Below are 26,146 nucleotides of genomic sequence, written 5' to 3'. Positions count from 1 at the left end.
AGATTCTGCAAAACTGGCCTAAAGCCTTGAAAAACAGGCGGTTATCCTTGTCAGTTTCCCGCAATTTCTATACCATGTGTCAATTTTTAGAACCACACCATAATCAAAGAATCAACCGTAAACCTTTGTAATTCAATCAGTTACTGCCTGCAGTACTGGAATGGGAGAAGATCGTCATGAGCAATGGCGGAGTGAACGAAGGGCGTCGCCGCTTCTTAACCGCTGCTACCTGCGTTGTAGGTGGTGCCGGGGCAGTGGGTGTTGCTGTTCCTTTTGTTGGGTCCTGGAATCCGAGTGCTAGAGCGAAAGCTGCTGGTGCGCCGGTTAAATATAATCTGAGCAAGCTTGAACCCGGCCAAATGGTCACCGTAGAGTGGCGTGGTAAGCCGGTTTATGTCGTGCGTCGCACACAGGAAGTCCTCGACGACCTGCCGACTCTCGACGGCCTGTTGCGCGATCCAAATTCGACTGAGTCGGTGCAGCCGCCTTATGCCGATAACGACGTTCGCTCCATCAAGCCCGAGTTTCTGGTATTGCTGGGTTTGTGTACTCATTTGGGTTGCGCTCCAATGTATCGTCCTGAAGTCGGTGCGGCCGACTTGGGTGGTGCTGATTGGAAAGGCGGCTTCTTCTGCCCTTGTCACGGTTCCAAGTTCGACTTGGCTGGCCGTGTCTACAAAGGCGTGCCTGCTCCCATCAACCTGGAAATCCCGCCTTACCGCTTTGACAGCGATGCGGTGATTACTATCGGTTTGGATCAGGAGGCCTAATTGATGAACATGCTCGTAAATTTGTGGAACTGGGTCGACGCTCGCTTACCTGTGCAGCGTGCCTGGGATACCCACATGGGCAAATACTATGCCCCGAAAAACTTTAACTTCTGGTATTTCTTCGGTGTTTTGTCACTGTTGGTTCTGGTTAACCAGTTGTTGACCGGTATCTGGCTGGTGATGTTCTTTGAGCCAAGTGCCGATGGTGCCTTTGCTTCCGTAGAGTACATCATGCGTGATGTCGATTATGGCTGGCTGATTCGCTATATGCATTCCACCGGGGCCTCGGCCTTCTTTGTGGTGGTTTATCTGCATATGTTCCGCGGTTTGCTGTACGGCTCGTACAAGGCTCCCCGCGAATTGGTGTGGATCTTCGGTATGGCGATTTACCTGATCCTGATGGCCGAAGCGTTTATGGGTTACGTACTGCCTTGGGGGCAGATGTCCTACTGGGGTGCTCAGGTGATTGTATCCCTGGCCGGTGCGATTCCGGTTGTTGGTGAAGACCTGGTGCAGTGGGTTCGTGGTGACTATCTGATCTCCGGTGCAACGTTGACGCGTTTCTTCTCTTTGCACGTGATTGCGTTGCCAATCGTTCTGTTACTGCTGGTGGTTCTGCACTTGCTGGCTCTGCATGAAGTGGGCTCTAACAACCCTGATGGTGTTGAAATCAAGAAGAACAAAGATGAGAACGGAGTTCCTAAAGACGGCGTACCTTTCCATCCTTTCTACACAGTTCATGATCTGATCGGTATTTCAGTATTCCTGTTCGTGTTCTGTTTCGTCATCTTCTTCATGCCTGAGATGGGTGGTTTCTTCTTGGAGTATGCAAACTTCGAAGAAGCGAACAATCTGAAGACGCCGCCGCATATTGCTCCGGTCTGGTACTTCACGCCGTTCTACGCCATCTTGCGTGCGGTCACCTTCGATATTGGGCCCTTGAGTTCCAAGTTCCTGGGTTTGGTTGCCATGGGTGCTGCGATTGCGATTTTGTTTGTTCTGCCTTGGCTGGATAAATCACCCGTGAAGTCCATGCGTTACAAAGGCTTCATGCCTCGTGTATCTCTGTTGGTGTTTGCGGCGATGTTTGTGATCCTGGGTTACCTGGGTGTTAAATCTCCGACGGATGCCCGTACCGCCTTGGCGCAGTTGGCAACGATTTACTACTTTGCCTACTTTATCCAGATGCCAATGTTTACCAATCCAACCAAGAAGCAAACGGGTTTAATCAACATTGGAATCAGTGTTGGTCTGGCGCTTGCCCTGCTGAATGTCTCCTGGTCGGGTCTTGAGAAAACGGGTCTGTTTATCGGTCTGTTTGGTACGGCGGTAGCTGCCTTGGTTGGTTTGACGCCTTGGTTGACGGCGAAGGACGGTGTTAAGCCTGAGCCTGAGCGTGTGCAGATGAAAGGTTTGCCTGCGGTCTTGGTTTGGGGTGGTTTCCTGCTATTCGTTGTGCTGACAGTTGTGCCTATTAAAGCGGTGGGTGCAGGTGGCGAGAAATCCTGTGGTGCCATTGACTGTTATGAGATGACTCCGGATTTGAATAACAAGGAATCATTACAGGCGGGCGCCAAGTGGTTTGTGAACTACTGCATGGGTTGTCACGAAGCGCGCTTTTCTCGCTACGGCCGTGTTGCCGAAGATTTGGGTATCGATCCAGAGTTGATGAGCCAGCAGATGATCTTTGATGGTTCTGCGGTGGGTTCTTTGATGACCAACTCTATGGACCCGGCGAAATCCAAAAAGTGGTTTGGTGCGGCGCCTCCAGATTTGACCTTGGTCGCTCGTGCTCGCAACCCACAGTGGTTGTACACCTACATGCTGACTTTCTACAAAGATGACAGTCGCCCTACCGGTGTCAACAACCGCACTTTTGATAAAGTAGCGATGCCACATGTCATGTTGGAAATGCAGGGTTTGCAAGAATGTGCCCCGGGTCCAATTTACGATCACGGCAAAGTGAAGCGCGACCCCATTACTGGTGACCCGGTAATGGAAGATCCTTGTGGCACCCTGAAAGTGGGTGCGGTCAAAGGCAGCATGAGTCCGGAAGAATATGAGCAGGCGGTATACGACCTGGTCAACTTCTTGGAATATGTTGCTGAGCCGGCGGCACTGGATCGTGAGCGCATTGGTGTGTATGTATTGCTGTTTATCTTGGTGTTGTTCGTATTTGTGTACTTGCTGAACCGCGAGTACTGGCGCGATATTCACTAGAATCCAATAAGGATTTTACAGCTACCGGGCGGCTCTTTTAGGAGGGCCGCCCGTTCGTTTTTTTTACAGTTTGAAGATAGAGGTGGAATAATGGCAGTTGGCGTAGGCGCAAAACGCTCCTCCATGACATATTTTTCGGATGCTAGAGATCACTATAGCCACCGAGTCCGTATTGTTTTGGCCGAAAAAGGTGTGTCGGTCGATATCATTGATGTTGATCCGGACAATAAGCCTGAAGAGTTGGCGGACTTGAACCCGTACAACGATTTGCCGACCCTGGTGGATCGTGACCTGTCTCTGTACGAATCCAAAGTGATGATGGAATATCTTGACGAGCGCTTCCCTCATCCTCCTCTGTTGCCGGTTTACCCGGTAGCTCGCGCTCAGAGTCGTTTGTGGATGCATCGCATCGAAAAAGACTGGAGCCCGATGGTTGATACCATTTTGTCGGGTAAGAGCAAAGAAGCGGTAGCGAAAGCGCGCAAGGACCTGAAAGATAGCTTATTGGCCATTGCCCCAATTTTCTCAGAAATGCCTTTCTTTATGAGCGAGGAGTTCACTTTGGTGGATTGCTGCTTGGCTCCGATTTTGTGGCGCCTGGATCTGATGGAAATTAAAATGCCCGTAAGTAAACAGACTCAGCCATTGCACGACTATATGGGGCGTTTGTTTGAGCGTGAAGCTTTCCAGGAAAGCTTGTCTGAACTTGAGCGTGAAATGCGCGCCTAAGGCCCAGTCTATGAGCATGAGCAGCAGTCGCCCGTACATGGTGCGTGCCTTATACGAGTGGATCGTCGACAACGAGTGCACTCCTCATGTGCTGGTCAGTGCTTACACTGAAGGTACGGAAGTGCCTCAGCAGTACGTGAACGAAGATGGCCTGGTGGTGTTGAATATCTCCCCGACGGCGGTCAGTGGGTTGGCCATGGATAACGAGGCCCTGAGTTTTGGGGCGCGGTTTGGTGGCGTGCCTACTGATATCTATGTGCCCTACAGTGCGGTTTTGCGTATTTACGCTCGTGAAAATGGCCAAGGTTTGGTGTTTGAGCCGGAGGTGGACCCGAGTCCTGAGCCACCCAAGCCCAGCAAGCCCGAGAGTGTGCCCAAGCGCCCAAGCCTGAAAGTGGTCAAGTAATAAAAAAGCCGAACGGAATGTTCGGCTTTTTTATGTCTGTCGGAGCGGTCATGCTTCGCTACGGCGGGTTTATTCGCAGTGTTGCTCGACGGCTTGCTGGGCGGTTCGGCGCTGTTTCTCTTTTTCCTCATTGCTGAGTGTTTTCAGTTCGCCGTTCTCGTCTTGCAATCTTACCCGGTTGCTGCGCTCCAAAATATCCAGATTGCGTCGTGCGGATTGGCAGATGCGCGGGTTTTTGGTTGGCGCGGCAGGTTCGCTCTGTTGAGCGGCTGCCTCTTGCTTGTTGGTCTCTTGGCTGTCTTCTTCATCAGCCTTTGGGGCAGCAGAAGTGGCTGGGGTTCCTCGGCCTGCGTAGGTGGTGACAACCTGAGCTTTTTGACCTCGTGGTGGTCTTTCGCTGTAGTGGGTTACGCCGTCTTTATCGACCCATTTGTAAAACTTTTTGGCGGCCAGAGCGTCGTTGCTGATCAGGCCCGTGGCCAGGCAGCACAGCGCGATGCAGCTTGTCGATATGAGTGTGGCTTTAAATGGCATGGTGATGTCCCCTTCCTTCTGTGCGGCTATTATAAAAGCCAAAGCTATCTCTTGGCTAAATATACCGCTGAACATCGTTATTCTATGACAAGCGGCCCGATGCTTCCTATGAAATCACCCGAATTTTTGAGAATTTCTCTGCAAAGTGCGCTTAGACCATGGAAGATCTTGACATTAGCCTAGACTTGTACAGAATTAAGCTTACGCAAGATGGGTGTAGATCCTAGCTGTAACCTCAGCAAATGAAGCTCCAGTACCCCGGAGTAAAGAGTGTCTACCCGAGCAAGCCAACCGTTTGCAAAACCATCCTCACCGCGGGGGTGTATCAACCGATGCATCCTCCCTGGATCCGGCCACTAACCTGTGACGGACATAAAAGGGCGATTGACAAATTTTTAGTCTGGCTACTTTGTGTAGAACCGGGCTTGTTGTGTTTTGATAATTTTTAAGGAGAATTCAAGTGGAAATGCTATCCGGCGGAGATATGCTGGTACGCTCCTTACAAGATCAGGGTGTTGAATACGTATTCGGCTATCCTGGTGGTTCAGCCCTACATATATATGATGCGATTTTCCGCAATAAAGCGGTGAAACATATTCTGGTGCGCCACGAGCAGGCAGCAACGCACGCTGCTGACGGTTATGCTCGTGTGACCGGGCGTGCTGGTGTGGTCTTGGTGACCTCTGGTCCGGGGGCGACCAACGCGATTACTGGAATCGCCACCGCTTACATGGATTCCATTCCCATGGTGGTGATTTCGGGTCAGGTTCCCAGTGATAAAATCGGTGAAGATGCCTTCCAGGAAACCGATATGGTCGGGGTCTCTCGTCCGATTGTGAAGCACAGTTTTCTGGTGAAGAATGCCGCTGATATTCCCGATATCGTAAAAAAAGCATTTTACATTGCCGAAACCGGACGCCCAGGGCCTGTGGTGATTGATATTCCCAAGGACGTTACCAGTCCGGCAGAAACCTTTCCGTATGAGTATCCCAAGAAGGTCAAGATTCGTTCTTACTTCCCGGCGGAGAAGGGCCACAGTGGTCAGATCAAAAAAGCCGTTCAGTTATTGTTGGAAGCTCGCCGCCCGGTTATTTATTCCGGGGGTGGTGTGGTCTTGGGTGAGGCATCCAAGCAGTTAACGGAGTTGGCTCACAAGCTGAATTACCCGGTCACCAATACCTTGATGGGGTTGGGGGGATTTCCGGGAACGGACAAGCAATGCCTGGGGATGTTGGGCATGCATGGTACGTTTGAGGCGAACACGGCGATGCATCATGCGGATGTGATTTTGGCGGTGGGAGCACGGTTTGATGACCGTGTTACGAATACCCCATCCAAGTTCTGTCCTGGTGCCAAGATCATTCATATCGATATTGATCCGGCGTCGATTTCCAAAACCATTCCGGCAGACATTCCCATTGTGGGATCGGTGCAAAGTGTTTTGAATGAAATGCTGGAGTTACTCGCGCAAACTAAAGAGGCGCCGGATGAGAAGGCGTTAGCCGACTGGTGGCAGCAGATCGAGGATTGGCGTAATCGCCATGGCTTGTATACCAAGAATCGTTTTGAGCAGAGCGGTCAGATTAAGCCCCAGGAAGTGATTCAGGCCTTGCATGAAGTGACCGGTGGTGACGCCATCATTACGTCCGATGTAGGTCAACACCAAATGTTTACAGCGCAGTACTACCACTTTAATCGTCCGCGTCAGTGGGTGAATTCCGGTGGTTTGGGCACTATGGGTTTCGGTTTGCCAGCCGCTATGGGTGCGCAGTTTGCAGAACGCGATCAACAAGTCGTCTGCGTGACCGGCGAAGGCTCGATACAGATGTGTATTCAGGAGTTGTCGACCTGCACTCAGTATCATTTGCCGATCAAAATTATCTGCCTGAATAACCAGGCCTTAGGCATGGTTCGCCAATGGCAGGATCTGCACTATGATGGTCGCTATTCCGAAAGCCTGTATGAAGAGTCGTTGCCTGATTTTAAAAAGCTCATGGAAGCTTATGGTCATGTAGGCATCACCGTAACCGAACGCAGTGAGCTGAAAGAAAAACTCGAAGAATGTTTTGCGATGAAAGACCGAGTGGTCTTCATGGACATTTATGTGGATCAATCCGAACACGTATACCCGATGCAAGTTGCTCCAAATGGTGCCATGCGGGATATGTGGTTAAGCAAGACGGAGCGAACGTAAAATGTCAGAGAAGCAATCCAAACGAATCATTTCCCTGTTGATGGAGAATGCTCCGGGTGCCTTGTCTCGTGTTGTGGGTTTGTTTTCCCAGCGTGGCTACAATATTGAAACGCTCAATGTGGCGCCAACTGACGATGCCAGTTTGTCGCGTTTGACCCTGACAACAATTGGCAGTGAGCATAATATTGAGCAGATCACCAAAAACCTGAACAAACTGATAGATGTTGTGAAGCTGGTGGACCTGACTGAGGGTTCTCACATCGAACGCGAGCTTATGTTGGTTAAGGTGAAAGCGACGGGTGCTTTGCGCGAAGAAGTGAAGCGCTGTGTTGATATCTTTCGTGGACAGATCGTTGACGTGACCAGTACGGTCTACACCATCCAGATTGTGGGCGCATCGGATAAGCTGGATGCCTTTGTGCAAGCGGTGAGTGATGCGCAGATTCTCGAGGTGGTGCGCTCCGGTGTGTCTGGAATCGCCCGCGGAGAAAAAGTCCTCAGCCTCTAATCGTTACTGCAAACCCAAGCCCCATTTCCTATGGGGCTTTTTTCATCCCTTTCCACTTATCGCTCTCGATTTTTACGCCACAAATTTTTTCTCTGCGTCCTTGTCTATTATTCATAATAACGCGGGATAAAGTGATACAAAAAATTCGCTCAACTTCCGTTGCTTGTTTTGGTTTTCATCTGTGGGCGGTTTTTTCTGGTTCTTTTAGATGAATCATGATGGTGCGTTCGTGGTTCTTTTGTTGGTTTTTGCGACATAGTTTTACTTTTTTATACGGCCGTTTAAAACGCTTTCTTGTAAAAATGCCTGTTTCTTATTCCGAAAAATGATCTTAAAAAATAATTTATATTTCGCGCTAGTCGAGTTTAAAAACTTTGTCAGCGCTTGCTATTAAAGCGTTTCATGGAAAATTGGAGGCGGAGTCATCGCGCTCTTTTAACTCAAAATTAACCTTCGATTTTCAAGATATTTTTTTGATTCTCGCCAAGAGTTAGTAAATTAGTGCTGCTTGAAGTATTACAACCTCTGCAAGATAATGCTTTCGCTTGAAGTAATTCGGAATGATGGTTTGTCTTGTTTATTTTCGGATAAGCCCTGTTTCTAATGTTGGCATTTATATTAATAAAAATAATTCATCGTCATATTGTTGAATGTTGTGTCTGCAGCGCAAAGCTGTTTCTAAACGTTCAATCTTCTGATGGATGCATCTAGATAATAGGAAATGGAAAAGGATATGAATTTACTGCAACTGAAAAAATTAAAACGTTCAGCAGCATTTATTGCTGCGGTTGCTCTTCTCTTCTCAGTCTCAACTCTCAGTCATGCCGGTCGGACCTATGCAAAAACGGAAAACCCCATTGTTCTTGTGCATGGGTTTGTTGGTTTTGATAGAGTGCTTGGTGTGGATTATTGGTACGGCGTGGCCAACAATCTGTCACGTAACGGCGCAACGGTGTACACCGCCAACTTATCATCGGTGAATGGCAGTGATGTGCGCGGCGAACAGCTGATCAGTTTTCTAGAGGAGCTCAAAGCCAGTTACGGCCACAGCAAGTTCAACTTAATTGGCCATTCACAGGGTGGTTTTGATGTGCGCTACGCCGCCTCGGTTAAACCTGAGTTGGTCGCTTCGGTTACCGCTATCGGTTCTCCTGCAACGGGTTCTGGTACTGCGGAATTTCTGCTGAATACCTTCGGTGATGATCCTCTGGCGTCGACCCTTATCTATAACAGCTTAAACCTGTTTGGTTCGCTGATCGAAACGTTGAGCGGTGATACAGACCCTCAAAATGCTGTTGCGGCTGGCCATGTTCTCTCCTATACGGGTGCGGCCGAATTTGCGGTGTTGCATCCACAGGCTATGCCTACAAGCCCTTGCGGCTCTCGCGACCATGTCGTTAACGGTATTCCTTACTACTCGTGGTCTGGTACCAAACCTTTCACCAACTTCCTTGATGCGACCGACTATGCGTTGTCGATCACTGCAAAATTGGATAATGAGGAAAGTGATGGTCTGGCAGGACGTTGTGCAAGTCACGTAGGTTTGACGCTCAGAGACAACTACAAGTGGAACCATGTGGATCAAGTCAACAATCTATTCGGTTTGCGCGGTTGGGGCTCTGCCAACCCGCTTTCTGTTATTCGCGGCCATGCGAATCGTCTGAAGAATCAAGGTCTATAAATGGACCATCCTGTGCGGCAAGCGCTGCCGCACAGGGCGGATCGTTATTTCCCCTATCTTTTGTTTGTCTGTTTTTGCTCAGGAGTTAAGGCTGAGTACGTTCGAACTCACCTAGTTCTTTTTTTGTGGCGAAACCAGCAAAGCCTAGGCATGGTTTTCGAGCGTTAAACCTTTGGTCTGTTATGCTCGGGTTGGTTTTATTGAGTTGCGTAGTCAAGGAGCCTTGGGCTTGCCTCTAAACCAATAGGCCTGGAATGTCTGTGTGCAAAGTGCGGTGTTTTTAGGATGGTTTTATATGCTCCGTTGGCTTGTTGTTTGGTCATTGTTTTTCATGATTTTGTCCCGGTTGTGGGCCATGTGTTGCCAAAAGATAATGGCTTTGCCTGAGGTTGTTTGAACGGCCTTGTTGATCGAAGGATTGATGCGATTCGGTGAGTTCAAATATTGGCATTAACCATACTGTAGCAATTGTTAGTCTCACTGAGATCGTTTCATTAGATATGAATTTTCTTGTGGCGGCTGATGTTAGATCGATAAAGTGGAGAAAATATGAAATCACCATTGTTTACAATGATAAAAAGAGTAACGAAATTTTTCGCTGTCTTGACGATGGCAGTCTCGTTCTCAATGCCTGGGTATGCTGCGGGTAGTTATGCAAAAACCGATAACCCAATCGTGTTGGTGCATGGTCTGTTGGGCTTTGATGACATCCTGGGTGTGGATTACTGGTTTGGCATCGAGAATGATCTGTCGCGAAACGGCGCGGTAGTTTATGCCCCGAATCTATCTTCGGTGAATAGCAGCACCGTACGTGGAGAACAATTAATTAACTACCTGGACGAACTGAAAGCCAGTTATGGCCATCAAAAGTTCAATTTAATTGGGCATTCACAAGGGGGGTACGATGTTCGATACGCAGCTTCTGTCAGGCCCGATCTTGTTGCATCCGTAACGGCGATTGGTTCTCCCACCACTGGATCCGGATTGGCACAATTTCTTCTTGATTCGTTTGGCGATAACCGGCTTCTTTCCACTCTTATCTATGGCGGTGTAAATATTTTTGGCTCATTGATTGAAGCGGCTAGCGGCGATTCAGATTCTCAGGATTCTGTCGCTGCGGCCTATGGTTTTTCATACGCTGGTGCTGCGGAATTTATAGCTTTGCATCCGCAGGCTGTGCCGACGTCGCCTTGCGGTCAACGTGATCATGTCGTCAATGGTATTCCTTACTATTCATGGACGGGCACCAGTCCTTTCAATAACCCGATTGATCTCAGTGATTGGGCGTTGAGTGTGACAGCACTTTTCGATAATGAAGAAGGCGATGGTTTGTCAGGGCGTTGTGCCAGCCATGTTGGCTTGACCCTAAAGGATAACTACAAATGGAATCATCTGGATCAAATCAATCATCTTTTTGGCGTGAGACGTTGGTTTTCTGCTGACCCTGTTATGGTGATTCGAGTTCATGCGAATCGTTTGAAAAATATCAATTTGTAACAATAAATCTTCACGCAAGCTGGCCGCTTGCGTGAAGCGTATTTGAGGTGTTCAGTATGCGTAAATTGCTTTACTTTCTGGTCCCAATACTTTTCATCGCGGCAGGTCTTTGGTATCAGAATTTTCACCCAGGCTTTGGTCAAGATGAGGTGGTCTTGGGCGCTTCGGTGGAGGAAGCAGCCCTAAGAAAACAACAAGGTGAAGATCGCCTTTATGATTTGGAGAGGCCCAAGGTGAATCCCCAGCAAGATCATTCACCTCTTGTTCAAAGGGAGCTTGAAATCTATCTGGAAGATAATCCATTGCCAAAATCCATGATGGGCACGGAGATTAACGGCCGGCTGCGTTTCGATGAGCAAGCCAACTTGATTAACGAGTACGCCAATCGCAGCTTGTTCGATCAGCTTCTGAGTTTGCAGGGCGAGTGGTCATTGTCGAAAATCAAAACTTGGTTATTTGATTTTGCTTTGATAGCAGCTGAACACACGGGTACCCCTCAAGTTGGGGCTGAGCAGGTTATGCAGGCCTTCGAGCGATATCTGTCTTATTTAAAAGCCGCTGATGCTTTATACAGTGAGTCGGTGTCGTCGGCTCCAGAATTCAGCGGGGACAGTTTTTCCGAACTGTATCAGTTGAGACGTTCCATTTTGGGGGAAGAGGTTGCGGATGTGTATTTTGCTGGCGAAGAAGCCTATACCAAAGGGCAGTTGGAGTTGGCCGAAATTCGCAAAGATGACCGTCTGAGTGACAAAGAGCGCCTTAGAAAGCTGAATGAATGGAGCGCGTCTCAATCCACCTACACCGCTCAGGCTATGAGGGAGAAAGCTCGCCGAGACGATTTACGTAGCAAGGTGGAGCAGATGCGACAAAGTGGCGCCAGTTCAGAAGAGATATTCTCGGTGAGAGCACAGGAGTTTGGTGTGGAGGCGGCCGAGCGCTTGGCATCAATGGATGTTGCGCGAGAAAGCTGGCAGGGGACGGTCGACAGTTTTCGCGATGAGGTGACCCGAATTCGACAATCTGGGTCAACGGATGAGGCGAAAAACCAAATGATTGATGACTTATTGTCTAATTACGAAGCGGCTGAGCAGCGTCGCCTGAGAGCATTGGTGTTGTGATTGTTCGGCGATTGTCATGATTGATAGGTTCCGAAAAAGGCCCCATGGATAGCTGGGGCCTTTTTCGTTAAATCTTGGCTTGGCAATCTTTGGAAAAGTACGGCCCGATAAACAGGTGTTGTTTGAGTAGTTTGCCGTCCTTCAGTTCCAGGCTGAAGATATACCGATATTCGCTATGGTCAATGTCACCGTCGTACTGGCCACCCAGCGCGCGAATGATCTCTGGTAGGTGATTGTGCGCAACAACCAGAGTGTCGCCATCCAGCTTGGCAAGTTGTCGAGCAAAAGCCTGTTGTTGACTCGGGTCGAAGGGCAGAGCGTCCAGACCTTGCTTGTCTTTCACCGGTGCTGCGGTTTCTTGATTGCGCCGATAGTGACTTGCAAACAGCCGATCCAGAGAAATCCTCGAAAAGTATTGGGCATAGAATTGAGCACGGCATTGTCCTTCGCGGGTGAGCGCGGGATTTTTACCTTTTTGCTTCTCCGCGTGACGTACCAGGTAAATCGTATGATGTAGGCTTTCGACGTTGCGGCCATTTGCATAGGAAGGAGGGCCAAAAAAGATCAAGAGCGAAGCCAAAATGGTCAGTCGGTAAGTTCCCATCATAATGTCATTCCCTTTTGTCAGTCGGAGCAGTGTGCCGTTCAGGAGCTGCTCTGTCTATGCTCGTGCATGGCCGCTGGGGTTGTGGCGTGATTCAGGCGTCCACAGCATGAGAAATTGTCCCTCTGAATTCCTCGCTCGTTGCAGATGAAAGCAAGCCAAGCTCGGGGATTTGGCTATTAGGCCAGCTTAAATTACAGGTCGAGCTTGGGAATGCTGGGCAAGGGCTTCCTCCAGCGGCGGATTGGTGTACAATCCGCGCCTTATTTTCTCTTTAACCCTCACCATATAAGGGCTTGCCATGTTTGATAAAGACCAAACCATTGCCTCCTATGATCCCGAGCTGTGGGCTTCGATCCAAGCTGAAGAGACTCGTCAGGAAGAGCATGTTGAGTTAATTGCTTCTGAAAACTACACCAGCCCAATGGTGATGGCGGCCCAGGGTACCAAGCTGACTAATAAATACGCCGAGGGTTATCCTGGTAAGCGTTATTACGGTGGTTGCGAGTATGTCGACACTGCAGAAGCTTTGGCCATTGAGCGTGCGAAAGAGCTGTTTGGTGCCGACTATGCCAACGTTCAGCCACACTCGGGTTCACAGGCCAATGCGGCGGTGTATCAAGCTTTGTGTGCACCGGGTGACACTGTTCTGGGTATGAGCCTTGCGCACGGTGGTCACTTGACCCATGGCGCCAAGGTAAACTTCTCCGGCAAAACCTACAATGCGGTTCAGTATGGCCTGAACCCTGAAACCGGCGAAGTGGATTACGAAGAAGTTGAGCGCCTGGCCGTAGAGCACAAACCGAAGATGATCGTAGCCGGTTTCTCGGCTTACTCTCAGATTATGGATTGGCAGCGTTTCCGCGATATTGCGGATAAAGTGGGTGCTTACTTATTCGTAGACATGGCTCATGTAGCAGGTTTGGTTGCTGCCGGTGTTTACCCGAACCCTGTTCAGATCGCGGATGTAACCACCTCAACCACCCACAAGACTCTGCGTGGTCCTCGTGGTGGCATCATTCTGGCGCGTGCCAATGAAGAGATTGAGAAGAAGTTGAATTCTGCGGTATTCCCTGGTGGCCAGGGTGGCCCATTGATGCACGTGATTGCTGCAAAAGCGGTTAGCTTTAAAGAAGCCATGAGCGATGAGTACAAGGCGTATCAGCAGCAGGTGGTTAAGAATGCCAAGGCGATGGCTGAAACCTTTATTGAGCGCGGCATCAAGATTGTGTCTGGCGGCACTGAAAACCACCTGATGTTGGTTGATTTGATTGGCAAAGAATACACAGGTAAAGACGCCGATGAGGCGTTGGGTAATGCCAATATCACCGTAAATAAAAACTCCGTGCCGAATGACCCTCGCTCTCCGTTTATTACCTCGGGTTTGCGTGTCGGTACACCGGCGATTACCACTCGTGGTTTTGGTGAAAAAGAGACTGTTCAGCTGACTCACTGGATGTGCGATGTGTTGGAATCCCTTGAAAGCGGGAATTCTGAGCAGGTTATTGCTGAAGTTAAAGACAAGGTTCTGACCATTTGTAAGGACTTCCCCGTTTACGGATAAGTCTTGATATCAGAATTGAAACGCCCAGTCGGTGCTGCCGTCTGGGCGTTTTTGTCTGTGGCATAGGGCTTGGCGAAGGCGTGCGCGATACGACCATTGAGGTGGGGATATGAATAGTACACAGCTTATCTGGTTGATAGGCTTTATCACTTATTTGCCACTACACTTGGGCTTGCCGCTATTGGTCGAACTGATCCGTCAGGGCCGTGTGCCAGAGGCCTATAAGCGCTTTCTGTGGCAGGGTGCACTGCTGAGTTTGCTGGTGTTTTCGGTGGCTTATCTATTAAGCCAATTGGGGTTGTGGTGGGCCTTGTTGTGCATCGTTATCAGTATGCCCTTACCCTGGATCCAGCTGAGGAAGATGCGTAAAGGCTAGTGTGCTATTATGCCGCCCGCCGATATTGCCTATGCCAGATAAGGATTGCACATGCATTGCCCATTTTGCAGCGAAGAGGACACCAAAGTCATCGATTCACGCTTGGTCGCCGAGGGTGATCAGGTACGTCGTCGCCGTGAGTGCCAGAGTTGCCGTGAGCGTTTCACCACCTATGAGGTGGCTGAGTTGCTATTGCCAAGGATTATCAAGCAGGATGGCAGTCGTGAGCCCTTCAATGAAGAGAAGATGCGGGCCGGTCTCCTGCGGGCTTTGGAGAAGCGCCCGGTCAGTATGGAGCAAATTGAGTCGGCGGTGACCCAGATCAAGCACTATTTGCAGGCAACTGGAGAGCGCGAAGTGCCCGCCATGAGGGTGGGTGAGAAAGTCATGGAAGAGCTGCAGAAGCTCGATGAGGTGGCCTATATCCGCTTTGCATCGGTTTATCGCCGATTTCAGGATCTTAATGAGTTTCGCAAGGAAATTGAGCGACTGGAAAGCAGCCCCGAACACAAAGAGTAAAGGTGCGCTGTGCAATCGAATGAATCACAAAACTCGCCCGCTATGCTCGATGATGAGCATTGGATGGCGCGTGCCGTAGCGTTGGCCAGAAATGGTCGGTTCAGTACGATGCCAAACCCGCGTGTGGCTTGTGTGTTCGTGAAGGATGGGCAACTCTTGGCTGAGGGTTGGCATCGACGCCCGGGCCAGGGGCATGCCGAGGTTGAAGCAATCTCGGCCGCTGAGCAAGCGGGATTGAGCCTGGCAGGCGCTACGGCTTACGTGACCCTGGAGCCTTGCAGTCATCACGGTAAAACCGGGCCCTGTTGTGAAGCTTTAGCTGCCGTGGGTGTGCACCGTGTCGTATATGGCATGGAGGATCCGAATCCCCAGGTAAGCGCTCGCGGTTTGGAATATTTGAGGGCTCAGGGCATTGCCGTTGATGGTCCTGTGCTGGAAGATGAGTGCCGTGCCCTGAATCCGGGTTTTATCTCCCGCATGCTGCACGGTCGGCCGCTGGTTCGCCTGAAGTTGGCAATGAGCCTGGATGCCCGAACCGCTATGGCCAATGGCGAAAGTAAGTGGATCACCTCGGCTGCCGCTCGCAGTGATGTGCAGCGATTGCGTGCCAGCAGTTGCGCGGTTATCAGTGGCATAGAGTCTATCATTCAGGACAATCCGGCGATGAATGTGCGCCGAGATGATCTGGGTTTGTCCAGTGATCTCCTCGATTTGGCCACTGAAAAACAGCCGATGCGGGTGATTTTGGACTCCTCTTTGCGCATGGACCCGAAAGCTCAGTTGCTGAGCAAGCCCGGAAAAATTTTGATTTGTACCCTGGCCGACCCCGATGGGGATGAGGCGCAGGGATTGAGGGCTATTTGCCCGGATCTGGAGATCGTTCAGGCTAAAGAATGGCAAGGTCGAATTGATCTGCATTGGTTGGTCGGCGAACTGGGCAGGCGGGAATGCAATGAAGTGCTGGTAGAGACCGGGGCTTCTTTGGCTGGCAGCTTTTTACGTCGCGGCCTGTTGGATGAGCTCATTATTTATATGGCCCCCAAATTACTGGGCAGCAATGCAAGACCGATTTTTGAGCTTCCCTTGGATACCATGGCAGCTCATCTGCCGTTGATGATCGATAGCATTGAATCGATCGGTCAGGATTGGAAAATCACCGCGCGCCCCGATATAGAGTCTTGAATGACAACATTGGCGCATTAGGTCGACAATGAGATCGCATCGGCCATAGGCACTAGAGTAGTGGATTGATATGTTTACCGGCATTATTGAAGCAGTTGGCGAGATTGTCGCCGTAGAGCCCCGAGGTGGTGATATTCGCCTGCGGGTCAAGAGCCATGGTCTGGATCTGGGCGATGTGGCGCTGGGTGATTCCATAGCGACGAACGGTGTGTGCTTAACCGTCATCGAATTACCCGGAGATGGTTACTGGGCCGATGTATCGGTGGAGACCATGGATAACACGACTGTCGCCAGCTGGCAGGTGGGGCAGGCCGTTAACTTGGAAAAGGCCCTGACCCCGCAAACCCGATTGGGTGGCCATATCGTTAGTGGCCATGTGGACGGTGTGGGTGAAGTGGTTAGCCGGCATGCAGATGCCCGTTCGGAGCGTTTTCGTTTACGTGCGCCGGACGAACTCGCGAAATATATTGCCCACAAAGGCTCAATCACGATTGATGGCACCAGCCTGACCGTGAATGCTGTGCAAGGCGCAGAATTTGAATTGAACATCGTACCCCATACCTTGGAAAAAACTGTCATGGGGCAGTATCGCAGCGGCAGTAAAATCAATCTGGAAGTGGATGTGATTGCCCGTTACCTGGAACGTTTACTGCAGGGAGAGCAGGCCGCACAAGCCGATAGCAGCTCGGACCTGTCGATGGCATTTTTACAAGAGCATGGCTTCGCCGGTCGCAAATAACACCGGCCTCCCAAAGATAGAGAGCGAATTATGCAACTCAATACCGTAGAAGAACTGATTGACGATATTCGTCAGGGTAAGATGGTTATCCTGATGGATGATGAGGATCGCGAGAACGAAGGCGATTTGATCATTGCCGCTGAGCAGGTTCGTCCCGACGATATCAACTTTATGGCCACCCATGCACGCGGTTTGATTTGTTTGACGCTGACCGAAGAGCGTTGCCGCCAGTTGGATTTGCCCTTGATGGTAAGTGATAACCGCGCTGCGCATTCCACCAACTTCACGGTCTCTATTGAAGCGGCCGAGGGCGTCAGCACGGGTATTTCTGCCGCCGATCGCGCCCGAACAGTTCGCGCTGCGGTTGCCCGTGATGCCCAGCCCAAAGACATTGTCCAGCCGGGTCACATCTTCCCATTAAAAGCCGAAGCCGGTGGTGTATTGAGCCGCGCAGGTCACACAGAGGCGGGTTGTGATCTGGCCCGCTTGGCGGGTTTTGAGCCTGCCGCTGCGATTGTGGAAATCATGAACGACGATGGCACTATGGCTCGCCGGGCGGATTTGGAAAAATTTGCCCAAATCCATAATCTGAAAATCGGCACCATTGCCGATATGATTCAGTACCGCACCCTGAACGAAAAAACCGTTGAGTGTGTAAATGAGCGCAACGTCAGCACCGAGTTTGGTGAGTTCAGCCTGCGCACTTATCTCGATAAGCCCCGCCAGGAAAAGCATTTTGCTCTGGTCAAGGGCGATATTCAGAACGAAGATTCAGTATTGGTTCGTGTGCACAACAGCGACACCGCTCGTGATGTTTTGGGCATTTTGCGCGAGAGCGACAAGACCTATAAACCTTGGAGCTTCCAGCGCGCTCTGCAAAAAGTGAGTGAAGAGGGCAGTGGTGTCGTGATTCTGTTGTGTCACAACGAAACCACCGATGATATTGAAGAAAGTATCGATTGGATGATTTCCGGTAAGCAGCAGCGCCCAAGTCAGGATATGGTCTACAAAAGCGTAGGCACCGGCTCACAGATTCTGCAGGACCTGGGGGTGCATAAAATGCGTCTGATGAGCGCACCCTTTAAATTCAGTGCATTGTCTGGCTTCCAATTGGAAGTTGATGAGTATTTAAACTGCGAATAGCAGACACGAATTCAGTAAAGCGAATGAGGCTCAGCGGAGCCTTGAATTAGCGACGAAGGAATTATTTATGAGTATTAAAACCGTTGAAGGTCAATTTACCAATTGCCAGGGTAAGTACGCGTTGATCGTAAGCCGCTGGAACAGTTTTGTTGTGGAAAGCCTGAAAGAAGGCGCTCTGGACACATTGCGACGCCACGGCATTAGCGAAGATCAGATCACTATTGTGTATGCACCGGGTGCGTTTGAATTTCCGTTGGTTGCCCAACGCCTGGCGGCAAAAGGTGAGTTTGATGCGATCATTGCGCTGGGTGCTGTGATTCGTGGTGGCACACCACACTTTGATTATGTGGCTGGCGAATGCACCAAAGGCTTGGCTCAGGTTGGCCTGGCCAGCGACACGGTAGTGACCTTTGGTGTTCTGACGGTCGATTCCATCGAGCAAGCCATTGAGCGCTCAGGCACCAAGGCGGGTAACAAAGGCGAAGAAGCCGCCAGCACCGCTTTGGAAATGGTTTCTCTACTGAACAATTTGTAATGTGAACAAGCGCGGCTGCCAGCTGGTCGCGCGCTCTTTAGTGTAAATAGGTAATACGATGTCTGTAACTCCAGCAACTCGCCGCAAGGCGAGGCATTATGCAATGCAAGCTCTGTATCAATGGCAAATGGCCGGTGCGAGCTTAAATATCATTGAAGCGGAATTTCATTCTGATAACGACATGACTCATGTTGATGTCGAATATTTTCGTGAAATTTTACACGGTGTCCCCAAGCAATATAGCGAATTGCGTGAAGGTTTTGAGCCATTCCTGCAAGATCGCAGCTTGGAAGAATTGGACCCCATTACCAATGCACTATTGATGATGGCCAGTTTTGAATTAAAACATCGCATTGATGTGCCCTATAAAGTGGTCATCAATGAGGCGGTGTCATTGGCCAAAAAATTCGGCGCTACAGACAGCCATAAGTTTATCAACGCTGTGCTCGATAAAATGGCTGAGCAAGAACGTGCCATCGAAGTTAAGGCGGCGAGCAAACGCAAATAGTTATGAACGAGTTTGATCTGATTAAGCGCTACTTTCAGAGCGGTGGTTTGACACCGCCGGTAGCTGATGGGGTCGAACTTGGTATTGGGGATGACTGTGCTTTATTGTATCCCTCGGTTGATCGTCTACTGGCGGTCTCCATGGATACACTGGTGGCGGATGTGCATTTCCCTGCCCAGGGTGACCCGGCTTTAATTGGCGAACGTGCGCTGCGAGTTAATCTGAGTGACCTTGCAGCATGCGGGGCTCGGCCACGCTGGTTTACTTTGGCGCTGACTTTGCCTGAGATGGACAAAGGTTGGCTGGCGAGTTTTTCACAAGGGCTTTTGCGCGTTGCCCGTCAATACGATATTCATCTGGTCGGCGGTGATACCACCAAGGGTCCGTTGAGCATCAGTGTTCAGGTGCACGGCGAAGTTGAACCCAAGTTGGCGTTGCGCCGAGATCGAGCGTCTGCTGGGGAGCTGATTTATGTCAGCGGCACATTAGGTGATGCGGCCGCTGCGGTTAAGCGCTTTCATGGTGAGGTTCAAACCGACGAAGAATCCGCGAACTATTTTCTGGAGCGTTATTATCGTCCGCAACCCCGAGTTCAGGAAGCACAGGCGCTCGCGCCGTTGTTGACCGCTGCCATTGATATCTCCGATGGTTTAATCGCTGATCTGGGGCATATTTGTGAACGCAGTAGCGTGGGCGCGACGGTCAATTTGGATCGTTTGCCGCTATCAGCTCCGTTGATTCGTAGTTTTGATGAAAAAGACGCCGTGCAGTTGGCTGCTGGCGGCGGTGATGATTATGAGTTGTGCATGTTCGTTCCCCAAACGGCGCAGAAACAATTTGAAGATACGGCGGCAAGCTTAGGCATGCCCGTCAGTTTGGTAGGTAGCAGCAGCGCTCGACATCAGGGGGTGAAGGCACTGTTTCGCGGGGAACCCACTGAACTGGACTCAACAGGTTATCAGCATTTCTAATGACAACGGCACAACTCACATTAACTGATCTGATAAAAGATCCCCGCTTGTTACTCGCGTTTGGTTTCGGCTCAGGGTTGTCGCCAAAAGCGCCTGGAACGTTCGGCACTCTTGCCGCCGTCCCTTTTGTGTTTTTCCTGCAGGCGTGCCCATTGTATGTGTACGCCCTGGTATTGCTGATTGGTTTCGTCGTGGGTGTTTATCTGTGTGAGCACGCGTCCAAAGTAATGGGCGTGCACGATCACGGCGGTATTGTCTGGGATGAATTTATTGGGCTCTGGCTGACCATGTTGGCCGTCCCACAAGGCTGGCCTTGGTTACTGGCTGGCTTTGTGTTGTTTCGTTTATTTGATATTGCCAAACCCTGGCCCATCGGATGGCTGGATAAAAAAGTCAGTGGTGGTTTTGGCATTATGATCGATGATGTATTGGCCGGCGTATACGCCTGGCTAATACTGCAGTTGGCGGCCTTTTACCTGGCCTAGCTGCAGATGGGTGAATGCACCCAAAGAGATGAGGACTTGTTGTGACTATCCGCTATATTGAATCTTCAAAATTGCCTACCCCTTGGGGTATTTTCAGTATGCATGGCTTTGAAGATACGGCAAATGATAAAGAACATGTTGTGCTGAGCATGGGGAATCTGGAAGGCGAAGAACCAGTTCTTGCGCGCATTCATTCAGAGTGTTTAACCGGTGATGCCCTGTTCAGTTTACGTTGTGATTGTGGTGCCCAGTTGCAGGCCGCCATGCATCGTATTGCGCAAGAAGGACGCGGCGTTATTTTCTATCTACGTCAGGAAGGTCGTGGCATCGGTTTGCTCAATAAAATTAAAGCTTACAATTTGCAAGATAAAGGGGCCGATACCGTCGAAGCGAACGAGGCCTTGGGTTTTGGCGCTGACATGCGTGATTACTCCATTCTGCGAGAAATGTTGGAGCACTTGAATATTCACGCGCTCAAATTAATGACCAATAACCCTCGTAAGGTGAAAGCGTTAAACGACTTAGGGGTGAATGTGGTCGAGCGTTTGGCCCACGAAACAGGGCGTAATCCTCACAATGCAAAATACCTGGAAACCAAGAAGGGTAAGCTTGGGCATTTGTTGGAAGGTGAAGGCGATAGCGAAACGTAACGGCAATAACACAGACAGCCGAGATTCAGGCTGGCCTCCCCAGCCGCTGGCTTAAGAAATCCACCAAGGCTCTGATTTTGGGGATGTGATAGCGTTGTCGTTGATATAAGAGATAAATGGCAAAATTTTCATTTGAGCTGTTAGTTAATGGCGGTTCTATATTGAGTTTCGTCAGTTTTCCCGAACGCAATTCTCGCTCAATAGTCCAATAGGGCAGCATCAATATTCCTTTGCCTTCTGTGGCTTTCTTAATTAACCATTCTCCCGAATTACTGATGGTGTCGGCGGGAGCGGAAACTTCCTGCCATTGTCCATCTGATTGCGTCAGCCAAGGGATGGGACCTTCCAAATTTCGATAGTACAAGCCTCGGTGAGTTTTTAGATCTTGCGGGTGTCGGGGGTGTCCATGTTTTTGTAGGTATTGAGGCGAAGCAACGGGAATGAAATGATTGTTCATTAATTTGACCGCGACAACTCGCTCGTTTGGGGCATAACCTCCACGAATGGCAATGTCGACATCATCCTTACCGAGCATGACCAAGTTATCGCTAAGGTGAACATCCAAGGTGACCATGGGATGCTGATCTTTAAACTCGTCCAGCAATGGCAATAATATTGCTTCGCCAAATCCGACTAAACTGCTTATTTTGAGTGTTCCCATTACTTGGTTTTGGTAGTTTTTAACAGTTTCATCACTCAGCGTGAGTTGTTTAACGATTTCACTGACCTGTTGATAGTACTCAGCTCCGATTTCCGTCAACTTTACCGTCCGGGTTGTGCGAATTAGCAGGTCTGCACCGAGATGTTTTTCTAGATCGGCTATACGTCGTGACAAGGAAGATGGCGGAACGGAAAAGTGTGTTGAAGCCAGGGTGAAACTGCCGGTTTCGGCTACTTTGATGAAATATCTCAAGGCTTTAAGTTGGTCCATGATGCTCCTCGGTGTCCTATTGTTGCCAAAAAGACAAAAAACATTCTCATTATAGTATCTATTTCTACACTTTTTAATATGAATAATACCTTCCACTAATTTGGAATTTGGCGTTGTAGATTCAAATATCGAGGTTTTCTATGCAACATGCTCAACAGAGAGAGGGCAATACTCCCCCCTCGCTATCGTCTCCGTTCTCCCTACCTAATGGCCGAGTGCTCAAAAACCGGATGTTCAAATCGGCAATGAGTGAGCAATTGGGTGATCGTCAGCATAATCCCACTGAGGGGGTTGCTACCCTTTATGCCCGCTGGGCGAAAGGAGGTGTCGGGTTGTCGATGACGGGAAATGTCATGATTGACCGAACGGCGTTGGGTGAACCTAATAATATTGTTTTAGATGATCAGTCAGACCTTGCCATGTTTGAACAATGGGCCTTGTCGGGAAAAGCCGAGGGTTCTCAGCTGTGGATGCAGCTGAATCATCCGGGTAAGCAAATCCCCAGTTTTCTGTGCGAGGTGCCCGTTGCCCCATCCGCGATGAGTCTCGGTGAGGGACTAGAAAAAGGTTTCAATAAGCCTCGAGCCTTGAGTGAAAAAGAAATTTTAGACCTTATTCGCAAGTTTGCTCGCAGTGCCGAATTGGCGAAGCGGGCGGGGTTTGATGGTGTTCAAATTCACGCGGCACATGGATACCTTGTCAATCAATTTTTATCCTCACGACATAACCAACGTGGTGATCAATGGGGGGGAACTTTAGAAAACCGCATGCGCTTTGTTCTGTCTGTTTATCAGGCAATCCGTGAGAAAGTGGGCAAAGATTTCCCAATCGGGATAAAGCTTAATTCGGCTGATTTTATGAAAGGTGGTTTCAGTGAAGAGGAATCAATGGAGGTCGTAAAGGCTCTGGCTGGAGCAGGAATCGATTTGATTGAGGTTTCTGGAGGGACTTACGAAAGTCCGTCGATGGTGGGCCACAATGTCAAGGAATCAACCTTGAAGCGAGAGGCTTATTTTCTAGACTATATCGAGAAAGTGAGAGAAATGGTTGAAACCCCGTTAGTGTTGACTGGCGGATTTCGTTCGGCAGCAGCAATGAGCAGCGCTTTAGCATCTAAAGCGACCGATTTTGTCGGTTTGGCTCGGACTATGGCCGTTGATCCTGATTTTCCTAACAAGCTAATGAGTAATGAACATTATAAACAGGAATTACGACCATTGACGACGGGCCATTCAGGCTTGGATAGAATTGCGATGCTGGATATTGTCTGGTATGAATTTCAGCTGGCGAGAATGGCGCGAGGGTTGATGCCGAAGCCGAATCTGAGTGAATGGGGGGTCTTTTTCAGGACGTTGGTTTCTGCCGGGATAAGCAGCTTTAGGAAACGCCGAGCTTGATGATGGAGCTTAAAACACTCGCTTGAGAAGGGGGAGACGAAGAAAAAGAATCCATCGTCTCCCTTACTCGTATATCAACTATTTTTTTGGAATTGGAAAGCCGCGCAGGCGCATCAGCGCTTCGATATTTGCGTCGCGTCCTCGAAATTTCACATAAGCCTCTGAAGGTGGTACGGCATCACGTACACTAAACAGATGGTCAACCAGCTTTTTAGCCATCGCCTTATCGTAAAATCCACCCGGTGCGTTCGCAAATGCCTCGGCAGCATCCGCTGTCAGTACTTCTGCCCACAGATAACCATAGTAGCTGGCGGCATAGCCTTCGCTGCTAAAGATGTGACTGAAGTGCGGCGTGCGATGACGCATAACAATGGCGCTGGGCATTTTCATCTTGGCGAGCGTGTCACGCTCGAACGCATCTGGATCGATGTTTTCGGGATCGGTACTGTGCAATTTCATGTCAATTAATGCGGATGCTAAATACTCAGTCGTGGCGAAACCTTCATTAAATGATGCGGCTTTTTTGATTTTAGCAATCAACTCAGCTGGCATGGGTTTGCCCGTTTTATAGTGGCGCAGATATTTGTCGATTACCTCATCGGTGCTCAACCAATGCTCGAGCAACTGTGATTGAAATTCAGTGTAGTCACGGACGCCGCGATTCTGCGATGGATAGGCAACATTGGAAGACAGCGCGTGCAGGGCGTGCCCAAATTCATGGAAGTAGGTTTCGGCGTCGTCCCAGGAAATCAGGACAGGTTGGCCTGGTTCGCCTTTCACAAAATTGGAATTGTTCGAAGACAGAACATTGGTTTTCCCCTGGAAGTCTGTATGACTGCGATAGCTTACCGCCCAGGCGCCGGAGCGCTTGCCCTTACGAGCGAAAGGATCGAGATACCATAAGCCGATATGCTTGCCCGTCGCTTTATCGGTCACTTCCCAGACCTTCACGTCGGGATGAAAAACTGGAACAGAACCTTCGACAACAGGCGTGAATTTGAAATTAAATAAACGGTCGGCCACATAAAACATGGCTTCACGCAATTTGCCTAGCTGCAGATACTGCTTCACTTCATCGGAATTCAAATCGTATTTGGCTTTACGAACTTTCTCGGCGTAATAGCGATAATCCCAAGGCTCGATTTTACTCACGCCATCGGCTTTAGCGATTTCCAACATGTCGGCAATTTCTTCGTCGACTCGAGCGATAGCCGCAGGCCAAACGGCTTCCATCAACTTCATGGCGTTTTTCGGCTTACCCGCCATACGTGATTCCAGCTGCCAGCTGGCATAATCCTTATAGCCTAACAGGCCAACACGTTCGTGACGCAGTTTTAGAATTTCAGCAATGATCTTATTGTTGTCATGCTCCCCGCCGTTATCGCCTCGGCTGTAGTAGTTTGTCCACACCTGCTTGCGCAGCTCGCGATTATCTGCGTAAGTCAAGAAGGGTGACATGGAAGATCGAGTATTGCTCACGGCATACTGGCCATCTTTTCCTTTGGCGTTTGCTGAAGCGGCCGCTGCGCTCAGGTAGGACTCTGGCAAGCCCGCGCTTTGCGCTTTGCTGAAAAAGGTGACATAGGATTCTTCATCCGCCAGCACGTTGTTGGAAAACTGGTTTTGCAGTTGAGACAGGCGCTGATTGATTTCGGAATAGCGCTTGGCTTTCTCGCCAGTCAGTTCGGCGCCACTGCGCTTAAAGCCAAGATACGTCTTTTCGAGTAGACGTTGCTGATCTGGGCGAAGCGTCTTCATTTCGTCGCTTTCATAAACGGCCTTGATGCGTGCAAAGAGCTTTTTGTTTTGTGTGATCTTGCTGTAGAAGGCTGAGATCTTAGGGCTCATTTCCGAACGAATCTCGCGAAACTCTGGGCTCGACAGGTTGGAGCTCCAAATCGTCCAGTAGGTAAATACTCGATCCAGATCTTTTCCTGCGGCCTCATAAGCTTCTAATGTATTGGCAAAGTTTGGCGGCTCAGGGTTATTGGCGATAGCCTCCACCTCGGCCATATTTTTTGCCATACCTGCTTCCAAGGCGGGTTTAAGTTCTGAAAGCTTTACCTTGTCGAAGGCAGGAACGCCCTGGTAAGGGCCTTTCCAGGGGGCAAATACGTGATTGTTTTCAATGCTGGAAACGGCTTTAGGTTCCTTGGCAAGGCCGCCTGACGCGAAGCCAATCGCCAGGCTGGGAATGATCAAAGGTAGAATTTTTAGAGGTTTCATCATTGCTCTCGTGTTATTGGTTTAAAGATGCAAAGGCTACGCGTCGCACGCATAGTAAATAAACGAAACTGCAGACTGATCGCTCAATGGGTAAATATTGCCCGTCGTTCTGTCAGATCTCCCACATTGCACGACCAGACCGATTGGTCTATATTTGTAGACCAATCGGTCTAGATGCCTAAATGTATAAATGAGGAGAGTGCACAATGGGAACTTATCCCTATTCAGAACCCGAAACTGAAGGTTTGTTGAGAGAGTTTGCGATGGCTAAAGGCTTCAATGCCTGGCTGAATTTTGAATTGCTGGCGGCTGGCCAGGGGCAGATTGAGATTCGTCAGGAGGTGAATGATGACCTGTTGCAACATCATGGCTTTGTGCACGGTGGCGTGGTGGGGGCCTTGGCAGATACGGCGTGTTCCTGGGCGGCAGCTACCTTGGCGGGTGATGTGGTGACATCGTCTTATACTCTGCAACTTCTGGCACCGGCGATACCACCTTATTTACGGGTGAGAGCATGCGTTATCAAGAAAACACGGAGCACCGCTTCTGTGGAAGCTAAGGTATACTGTCTTGGGGAAAACGAGGCTGAGCGTTTGGTTGCTAACGCCCTGGCATCAATTGCTATTTTATCCTCCTGACGTTTGCAAACCGCTTTTTCA

General features: G+C 49.8%; 26 protein-coding genes. 22 read left to right on the top strand and 4 right to left on the bottom strand.

Going from position 1 to position 26,146, the window contains the following annotated elements; genetic code table 11:
• Nucleotides 1-176 precede the first annotated feature (176 nt).
• From petA to ABWW03_RS01050, 4 genes are all read left to right on the top strand, one after another.
• Entirely contained in the window at nucleotides 177-770 is a 594-nt protein-coding gene (gene petA, locus ABWW03_RS01065) for a ubiquinol-cytochrome c reductase iron-sulfur subunit (protein ID WP_353405829.1), read from the top strand.
• Between the two features lie 3 nt (nucleotides 771-773).
• Nucleotides 774-2,990, top strand: coding sequence for a ubiquinol-cytochrome c reductase (locus ABWW03_RS01060; protein ID WP_353405828.1), 2,217 nt, complete (start codon nucleotides 774-776; stop codon nucleotides 2,988-2,990).
• A gap of 90 nt (nucleotides 2,991-3,080) precedes the next feature.
• A complete protein-coding gene (locus ABWW03_RS01055) occupies nucleotides 3,081-3,719 on the top strand; it encodes a glutathione S-transferase N-terminal domain-containing protein (protein WP_353405827.1) in 639 nt (212 codons plus the stop codon).
• 10 nt (nucleotides 3,720-3,729) lie between these two features.
• The gene (locus tag ABWW03_RS01050) at nucleotides 3,730-4,125 is read left to right on the top strand and encodes a ClpXP protease specificity-enhancing factor (protein WP_353405826.1); all 396 of its coding nucleotides are present in this window, start codon (nucleotides 3,730-3,732) and stop codon (nucleotides 4,123-4,125) included.
• A gap of 69 nt (nucleotides 4,126-4,194) precedes the next feature.
• Here the strand turns inward: ABWW03_RS01050 and ABWW03_RS01045 are convergent, their stop codons facing one another.
• Nucleotides 4,195-4,701 (bottom strand): DUF4124 domain-containing protein, encoded by a 507-nt coding sequence (locus ABWW03_RS01045; protein ID WP_353405825.1) that lies wholly within the window; start codon nucleotides 4,699-4,701, stop codon nucleotides 4,195-4,197.
• Between the two features lie 418 nt (nucleotides 4,702-5,119).
• Here ABWW03_RS01045 and ABWW03_RS01040 point away from each other — a divergent pair, with 418 nt between their 5' ends.
• From ABWW03_RS01040 to ABWW03_RS01020, 5 genes are all read left to right on the top strand, one after another.
• Nucleotides 5,120-6,853, top strand: a complete 1,734-nt coding sequence (locus ABWW03_RS01040; RefSeq protein WP_353405824.1) for an acetolactate synthase 3 large subunit — start codon at nucleotides 5,120-5,122, stop codon at nucleotides 6,851-6,853.
• A gap of 1 nt (nucleotide 6,854) precedes the next feature.
• Nucleotides 6,855-7,361 carry an acetolactate synthase small subunit gene (ilvN, locus tag ABWW03_RS01035; protein ID WP_299771288.1) on the top strand — a complete coding sequence of 169 codons (507 nt, stop codon included), beginning with the start codon at nucleotides 6,855-6,857 and terminating at the stop codon, nucleotides 7,359-7,361.
• Between the two features lie 733 nt (nucleotides 7,362-8,094).
• Nucleotides 8,095-9,042 carry an esterase/lipase family protein gene (locus ABWW03_RS01030; protein WP_353405823.1) on the top strand — a complete coding sequence of 316 codons (948 nt, stop codon included), beginning with the start codon at nucleotides 8,095-8,097 and terminating at the stop codon, nucleotides 9,040-9,042.
• Nucleotides 9,043-9,591: 549 nt separating this feature from the next.
• Entirely contained in the window at nucleotides 9,592-10,539 is a 948-nt protein-coding gene (locus ABWW03_RS01025; protein ID WP_353405822.1) for an esterase/lipase family protein, read from the top strand.
• Nucleotides 10,540-10,595: 56 nt separating this feature from the next.
• Nucleotides 10,596-11,657: a lipase secretion chaperone gene (locus ABWW03_RS01020; protein ID WP_353405821.1), complete on the top strand. Its 1,062-nt coding sequence runs from the start codon at nucleotides 10,596-10,598 to the stop codon at nucleotides 11,655-11,657.
• A gap of 67 nt (nucleotides 11,658-11,724) precedes the next feature.
• Here ABWW03_RS01020 and ABWW03_RS01015 read toward each other — a convergent pair whose 3' ends face one another.
• Nucleotides 11,725-12,264, bottom strand: coding sequence for a phosphoglycerate mutase family protein (locus ABWW03_RS01015; protein ID WP_353405820.1), 540 nt, complete (start codon nucleotides 12,262-12,264; stop codon nucleotides 11,725-11,727).
• Between the two features lie 298 nt (nucleotides 12,265-12,562).
• On the opposite strand from ABWW03_RS01015, the gene glyA reads away from it, so the two are divergent.
• From glyA to ribA, 11 genes are all read left to right on the top strand, one after another.
• The gene (gene glyA, locus ABWW03_RS01010) at nucleotides 12,563-13,825 is read left to right on the top strand and encodes a serine hydroxymethyltransferase (protein ID WP_353405819.1); all 1,263 of its coding nucleotides are present in this window, start codon (nucleotides 12,563-12,565) and stop codon (nucleotides 13,823-13,825) included.
• A gap of 109 nt (nucleotides 13,826-13,934) precedes the next feature.
• A complete protein-coding gene (locus ABWW03_RS01005) occupies nucleotides 13,935-14,201 on the top strand; it encodes a hypothetical protein (protein WP_353405818.1) in 267 nt (88 codons plus the stop codon).
• A 51-nt stretch (nucleotides 14,202-14,252) separates the two neighbouring features.
• Nucleotides 14,253-14,720 carry a transcriptional regulator NrdR gene (gene nrdR, locus ABWW03_RS01000; protein WP_353405817.1) on the top strand — a complete coding sequence of 156 codons (468 nt, stop codon included), beginning with the start codon at nucleotides 14,253-14,255 and terminating at the stop codon, nucleotides 14,718-14,720.
• Nucleotides 14,721-14,762: 42 nt separating this feature from the next.
• Nucleotides 14,763-15,902, top strand: a complete 1,140-nt coding sequence (ribD, locus tag ABWW03_RS00995) for a bifunctional diaminohydroxyphosphoribosylaminopyrimidine deaminase/5-amino-6-(5-phosphoribosylamino)uracil reductase RibD (RefSeq protein ID WP_353407105.1) — start codon at nucleotides 14,763-14,765, stop codon at nucleotides 15,900-15,902.
• A gap of 70 nt (nucleotides 15,903-15,972) precedes the next feature.
• Complete coding sequence (locus tag ABWW03_RS00990; RefSeq protein WP_353405816.1) at nucleotides 15,973-16,641, top strand: riboflavin synthase; 669 nt, start codon at nucleotides 15,973-15,975, stop codon at nucleotides 16,639-16,641.
• A gap of 30 nt (nucleotides 16,642-16,671) precedes the next feature.
• Entirely contained in the window at nucleotides 16,672-17,784 is a 1,113-nt protein-coding gene (gene ribBA / locus ABWW03_RS00985; protein ID WP_353405815.1) for a bifunctional 3,4-dihydroxy-2-butanone-4-phosphate synthase/GTP cyclohydrolase II, read from the top strand.
• Between the two features lie 67 nt (nucleotides 17,785-17,851).
• Nucleotides 17,852-18,319: a 6,7-dimethyl-8-ribityllumazine synthase gene (gene ribH, locus ABWW03_RS00980; RefSeq protein ID WP_353405814.1), complete on the top strand. Its 468-nt coding sequence runs from the start codon at nucleotides 17,852-17,854 to the stop codon at nucleotides 18,317-18,319.
• Nucleotides 18,320-18,377: 58 nt separating this feature from the next.
• On the top strand, nucleotides 18,378-18,827 hold the full coding sequence (nusB, locus tag ABWW03_RS00975; protein WP_353405813.1) for a transcription antitermination factor NusB: 450 nt from the start codon (nucleotides 18,378-18,380) through the stop codon (nucleotides 18,825-18,827).
• Nucleotides 18,828-18,829: 2 nt separating this feature from the next.
• Complete coding sequence (thiL, locus tag ABWW03_RS00970; protein WP_353405812.1) at nucleotides 18,830-19,798, top strand: thiamine-phosphate kinase; 969 nt, start codon at nucleotides 18,830-18,832, stop codon at nucleotides 19,796-19,798.
• Nucleotides 19,798-20,283, top strand: a complete 486-nt coding sequence (locus ABWW03_RS00965; protein ID WP_353405811.1) for a phosphatidylglycerophosphatase A family protein — start codon at nucleotides 19,798-19,800, stop codon at nucleotides 20,281-20,283. Before thiL ends, ABWW03_RS00965 begins: the two co-directional genes overlap by 1 nt.
• Nucleotides 20,284-20,324: 41 nt before the next feature.
• The gene (gene ribA, locus ABWW03_RS00960) at nucleotides 20,325-20,933 is read left to right on the top strand and encodes a GTP cyclohydrolase II (protein WP_353405810.1); all 609 of its coding nucleotides are present in this window, start codon (nucleotides 20,325-20,327) and stop codon (nucleotides 20,931-20,933) included.
• A 25-nt stretch (nucleotides 20,934-20,958) separates the two neighbouring features.
• Here ribA and ABWW03_RS00955 read toward each other — a convergent pair whose 3' ends face one another.
• Nucleotides 20,959-21,864 (bottom strand): LysR family transcriptional regulator, encoded by a 906-nt coding sequence (locus ABWW03_RS00955; protein ID WP_353405809.1) that lies wholly within the window; start codon nucleotides 21,862-21,864, stop codon nucleotides 20,959-20,961.
• A gap of 140 nt (nucleotides 21,865-22,004) precedes the next feature.
• Here ABWW03_RS00955 and ABWW03_RS00950 point away from each other — a divergent pair, with 140 nt between their 5' ends.
• Nucleotides 22,005-23,261 carry an NADH:flavin oxidoreductase/NADH oxidase family protein gene (locus ABWW03_RS00950; RefSeq protein ID WP_353405808.1) on the top strand — a complete coding sequence of 419 codons (1,257 nt, stop codon included), beginning with the start codon at nucleotides 22,005-22,007 and terminating at the stop codon, nucleotides 23,259-23,261.
• 78 nt (nucleotides 23,262-23,339) lie between these two features.
• Here ABWW03_RS00950 and ABWW03_RS00945 read toward each other — a convergent pair whose 3' ends face one another.
• The gene (locus ABWW03_RS00945) at nucleotides 23,340-25,490 is read right to left on the bottom strand and encodes a M3 family metallopeptidase (protein WP_353405807.1); all 2,151 of its coding nucleotides are present in this window, start codon (nucleotides 25,488-25,490) and stop codon (nucleotides 23,340-23,342) included.
• Between the two features lie 203 nt (nucleotides 25,491-25,693).
• Between ABWW03_RS00945 and ABWW03_RS00940 the strand changes: the two genes are divergently transcribed.
• Nucleotides 25,694-26,125 (top strand): PaaI family thioesterase, encoded by a 432-nt coding sequence (locus ABWW03_RS00940; RefSeq protein ID WP_353405806.1) that lies wholly within the window; start codon nucleotides 25,694-25,696, stop codon nucleotides 26,123-26,125.
• The last annotated feature ends 21 nt before the right edge of the window (nucleotides 26,126-26,146 follow it).

This window comes from Pseudoteredinibacter isoporae (genome assembly GCF_040372805.1).
Lineage (GTDB): Bacteria > Pseudomonadota > Gammaproteobacteria > Pseudomonadales > Cellvibrionaceae > Pseudoteredinibacter > Pseudoteredinibacter isoporae_A.
Note: the sequence above shows the minus strand (reverse complement) of the source record. Positions and strands in the feature narration are given on the sequence as shown.

Excerpts from the sequence above, each read along its gene's own strand:
- ABWW03_RS01055 (WP_353405827.1), top strand. The coding sequence starts at position 3,081 with ATGGCAGTTGGCGTAGGCGCAAAACGCTCCTCCATGACATATTTTTCG.
- ABWW03_RS01050 (WP_353405826.1), top strand. The coding sequence starts at position 3,730 with ATGAGCATGAGCAGCAGTCGCCCGTACATGGTGCGTGCCTTATACGAG.
- ABWW03_RS00945 (WP_353405807.1), bottom strand. The coding sequence starts at position 25,490 with ATGATGAAACCTCTAAAAATTCTACCTTTGATCATTCCCAGCCTGGCG.
- ABWW03_RS01005 (WP_353405818.1), top strand. The coding sequence starts at position 13,935 with ATGAATAGTACACAGCTTATCTGGTTGATAGGCTTTATCACTTATTTG.
- ABWW03_RS01030 (WP_353405823.1), top strand. The coding sequence starts at position 8,095 with ATGAATTTACTGCAACTGAAAAAATTAAAACGTTCAGCAGCATTTATT.
- ABWW03_RS00950 (WP_353405808.1), top strand. The coding sequence starts at position 22,005 with ATGCAACATGCTCAACAGAGAGAGGGCAATACTCCCCCCTCGCTATCG.
- ABWW03_RS01015 (WP_353405820.1), bottom strand. The coding sequence starts at position 12,264 with ATGATGGGAACTTACCGACTGACCATTTTGGCTTCGCTCTTGATCTTT.
- ABWW03_RS01025 (WP_353405822.1), top strand. The coding sequence starts at position 9,592 with ATGAAATCACCATTGTTTACAATGATAAAAAGAGTAACGAAATTTTTC.
- ribH (WP_353405814.1), top strand. The coding sequence starts at position 17,852 with ATGAGTATTAAAACCGTTGAAGGTCAATTTACCAATTGCCAGGGTAAG.
- thiL (WP_353405812.1), top strand. The coding sequence starts at position 18,830 with ATGAACGAGTTTGATCTGATTAAGCGCTACTTTCAGAGCGGTGGTTTG.
- ABWW03_RS00990 (WP_353405816.1), top strand. The coding sequence starts at position 15,973 with ATGTTTACCGGCATTATTGAAGCAGTTGGCGAGATTGTCGCCGTAGAG.
- ABWW03_RS00940 (WP_353405806.1), top strand. The coding sequence starts at position 25,694 with ATGGGAACTTATCCCTATTCAGAACCCGAAACTGAAGGTTTGTTGAGA.
- ABWW03_RS01020 (WP_353405821.1), top strand. The coding sequence starts at position 10,596 with ATGCGTAAATTGCTTTACTTTCTGGTCCCAATACTTTTCATCGCGGCA.
- ribD (WP_353407105.1), top strand. The coding sequence starts at position 14,763 with ATGCTCGATGATGAGCATTGGATGGCGCGTGCCGTAGCGTTGGCCAGA.
- petA (WP_353405829.1), top strand. The coding sequence starts at position 177 with ATGAGCAATGGCGGAGTGAACGAAGGGCGTCGCCGCTTCTTAACCGCT.
- ABWW03_RS01060 (WP_353405828.1), top strand. The coding sequence starts at position 774 with ATGAACATGCTCGTAAATTTGTGGAACTGGGTCGACGCTCGCTTACCT.
- ribBA (WP_353405815.1), top strand. The coding sequence starts at position 16,672 with ATGCAACTCAATACCGTAGAAGAACTGATTGACGATATTCGTCAGGGT.
- ilvN (WP_299771288.1), top strand. The coding sequence starts at position 6,855 with ATGTCAGAGAAGCAATCCAAACGAATCATTTCCCTGTTGATGGAGAAT.
- nrdR (WP_353405817.1), top strand. The coding sequence starts at position 14,253 with ATGCATTGCCCATTTTGCAGCGAAGAGGACACCAAAGTCATCGATTCA.
- nusB (WP_353405813.1), top strand. The coding sequence starts at position 18,378 with ATGTCTGTAACTCCAGCAACTCGCCGCAAGGCGAGGCATTATGCAATG.
- ABWW03_RS00965 (WP_353405811.1), top strand. The coding sequence starts at position 19,798 with ATGACAACGGCACAACTCACATTAACTGATCTGATAAAAGATCCCCGC.
- ABWW03_RS00955 (WP_353405809.1), bottom strand. The coding sequence starts at position 21,864 with ATGGACCAACTTAAAGCCTTGAGATATTTCATCAAAGTAGCCGAAACC.
- glyA (WP_353405819.1), top strand. The coding sequence starts at position 12,563 with ATGTTTGATAAAGACCAAACCATTGCCTCCTATGATCCCGAGCTGTGG.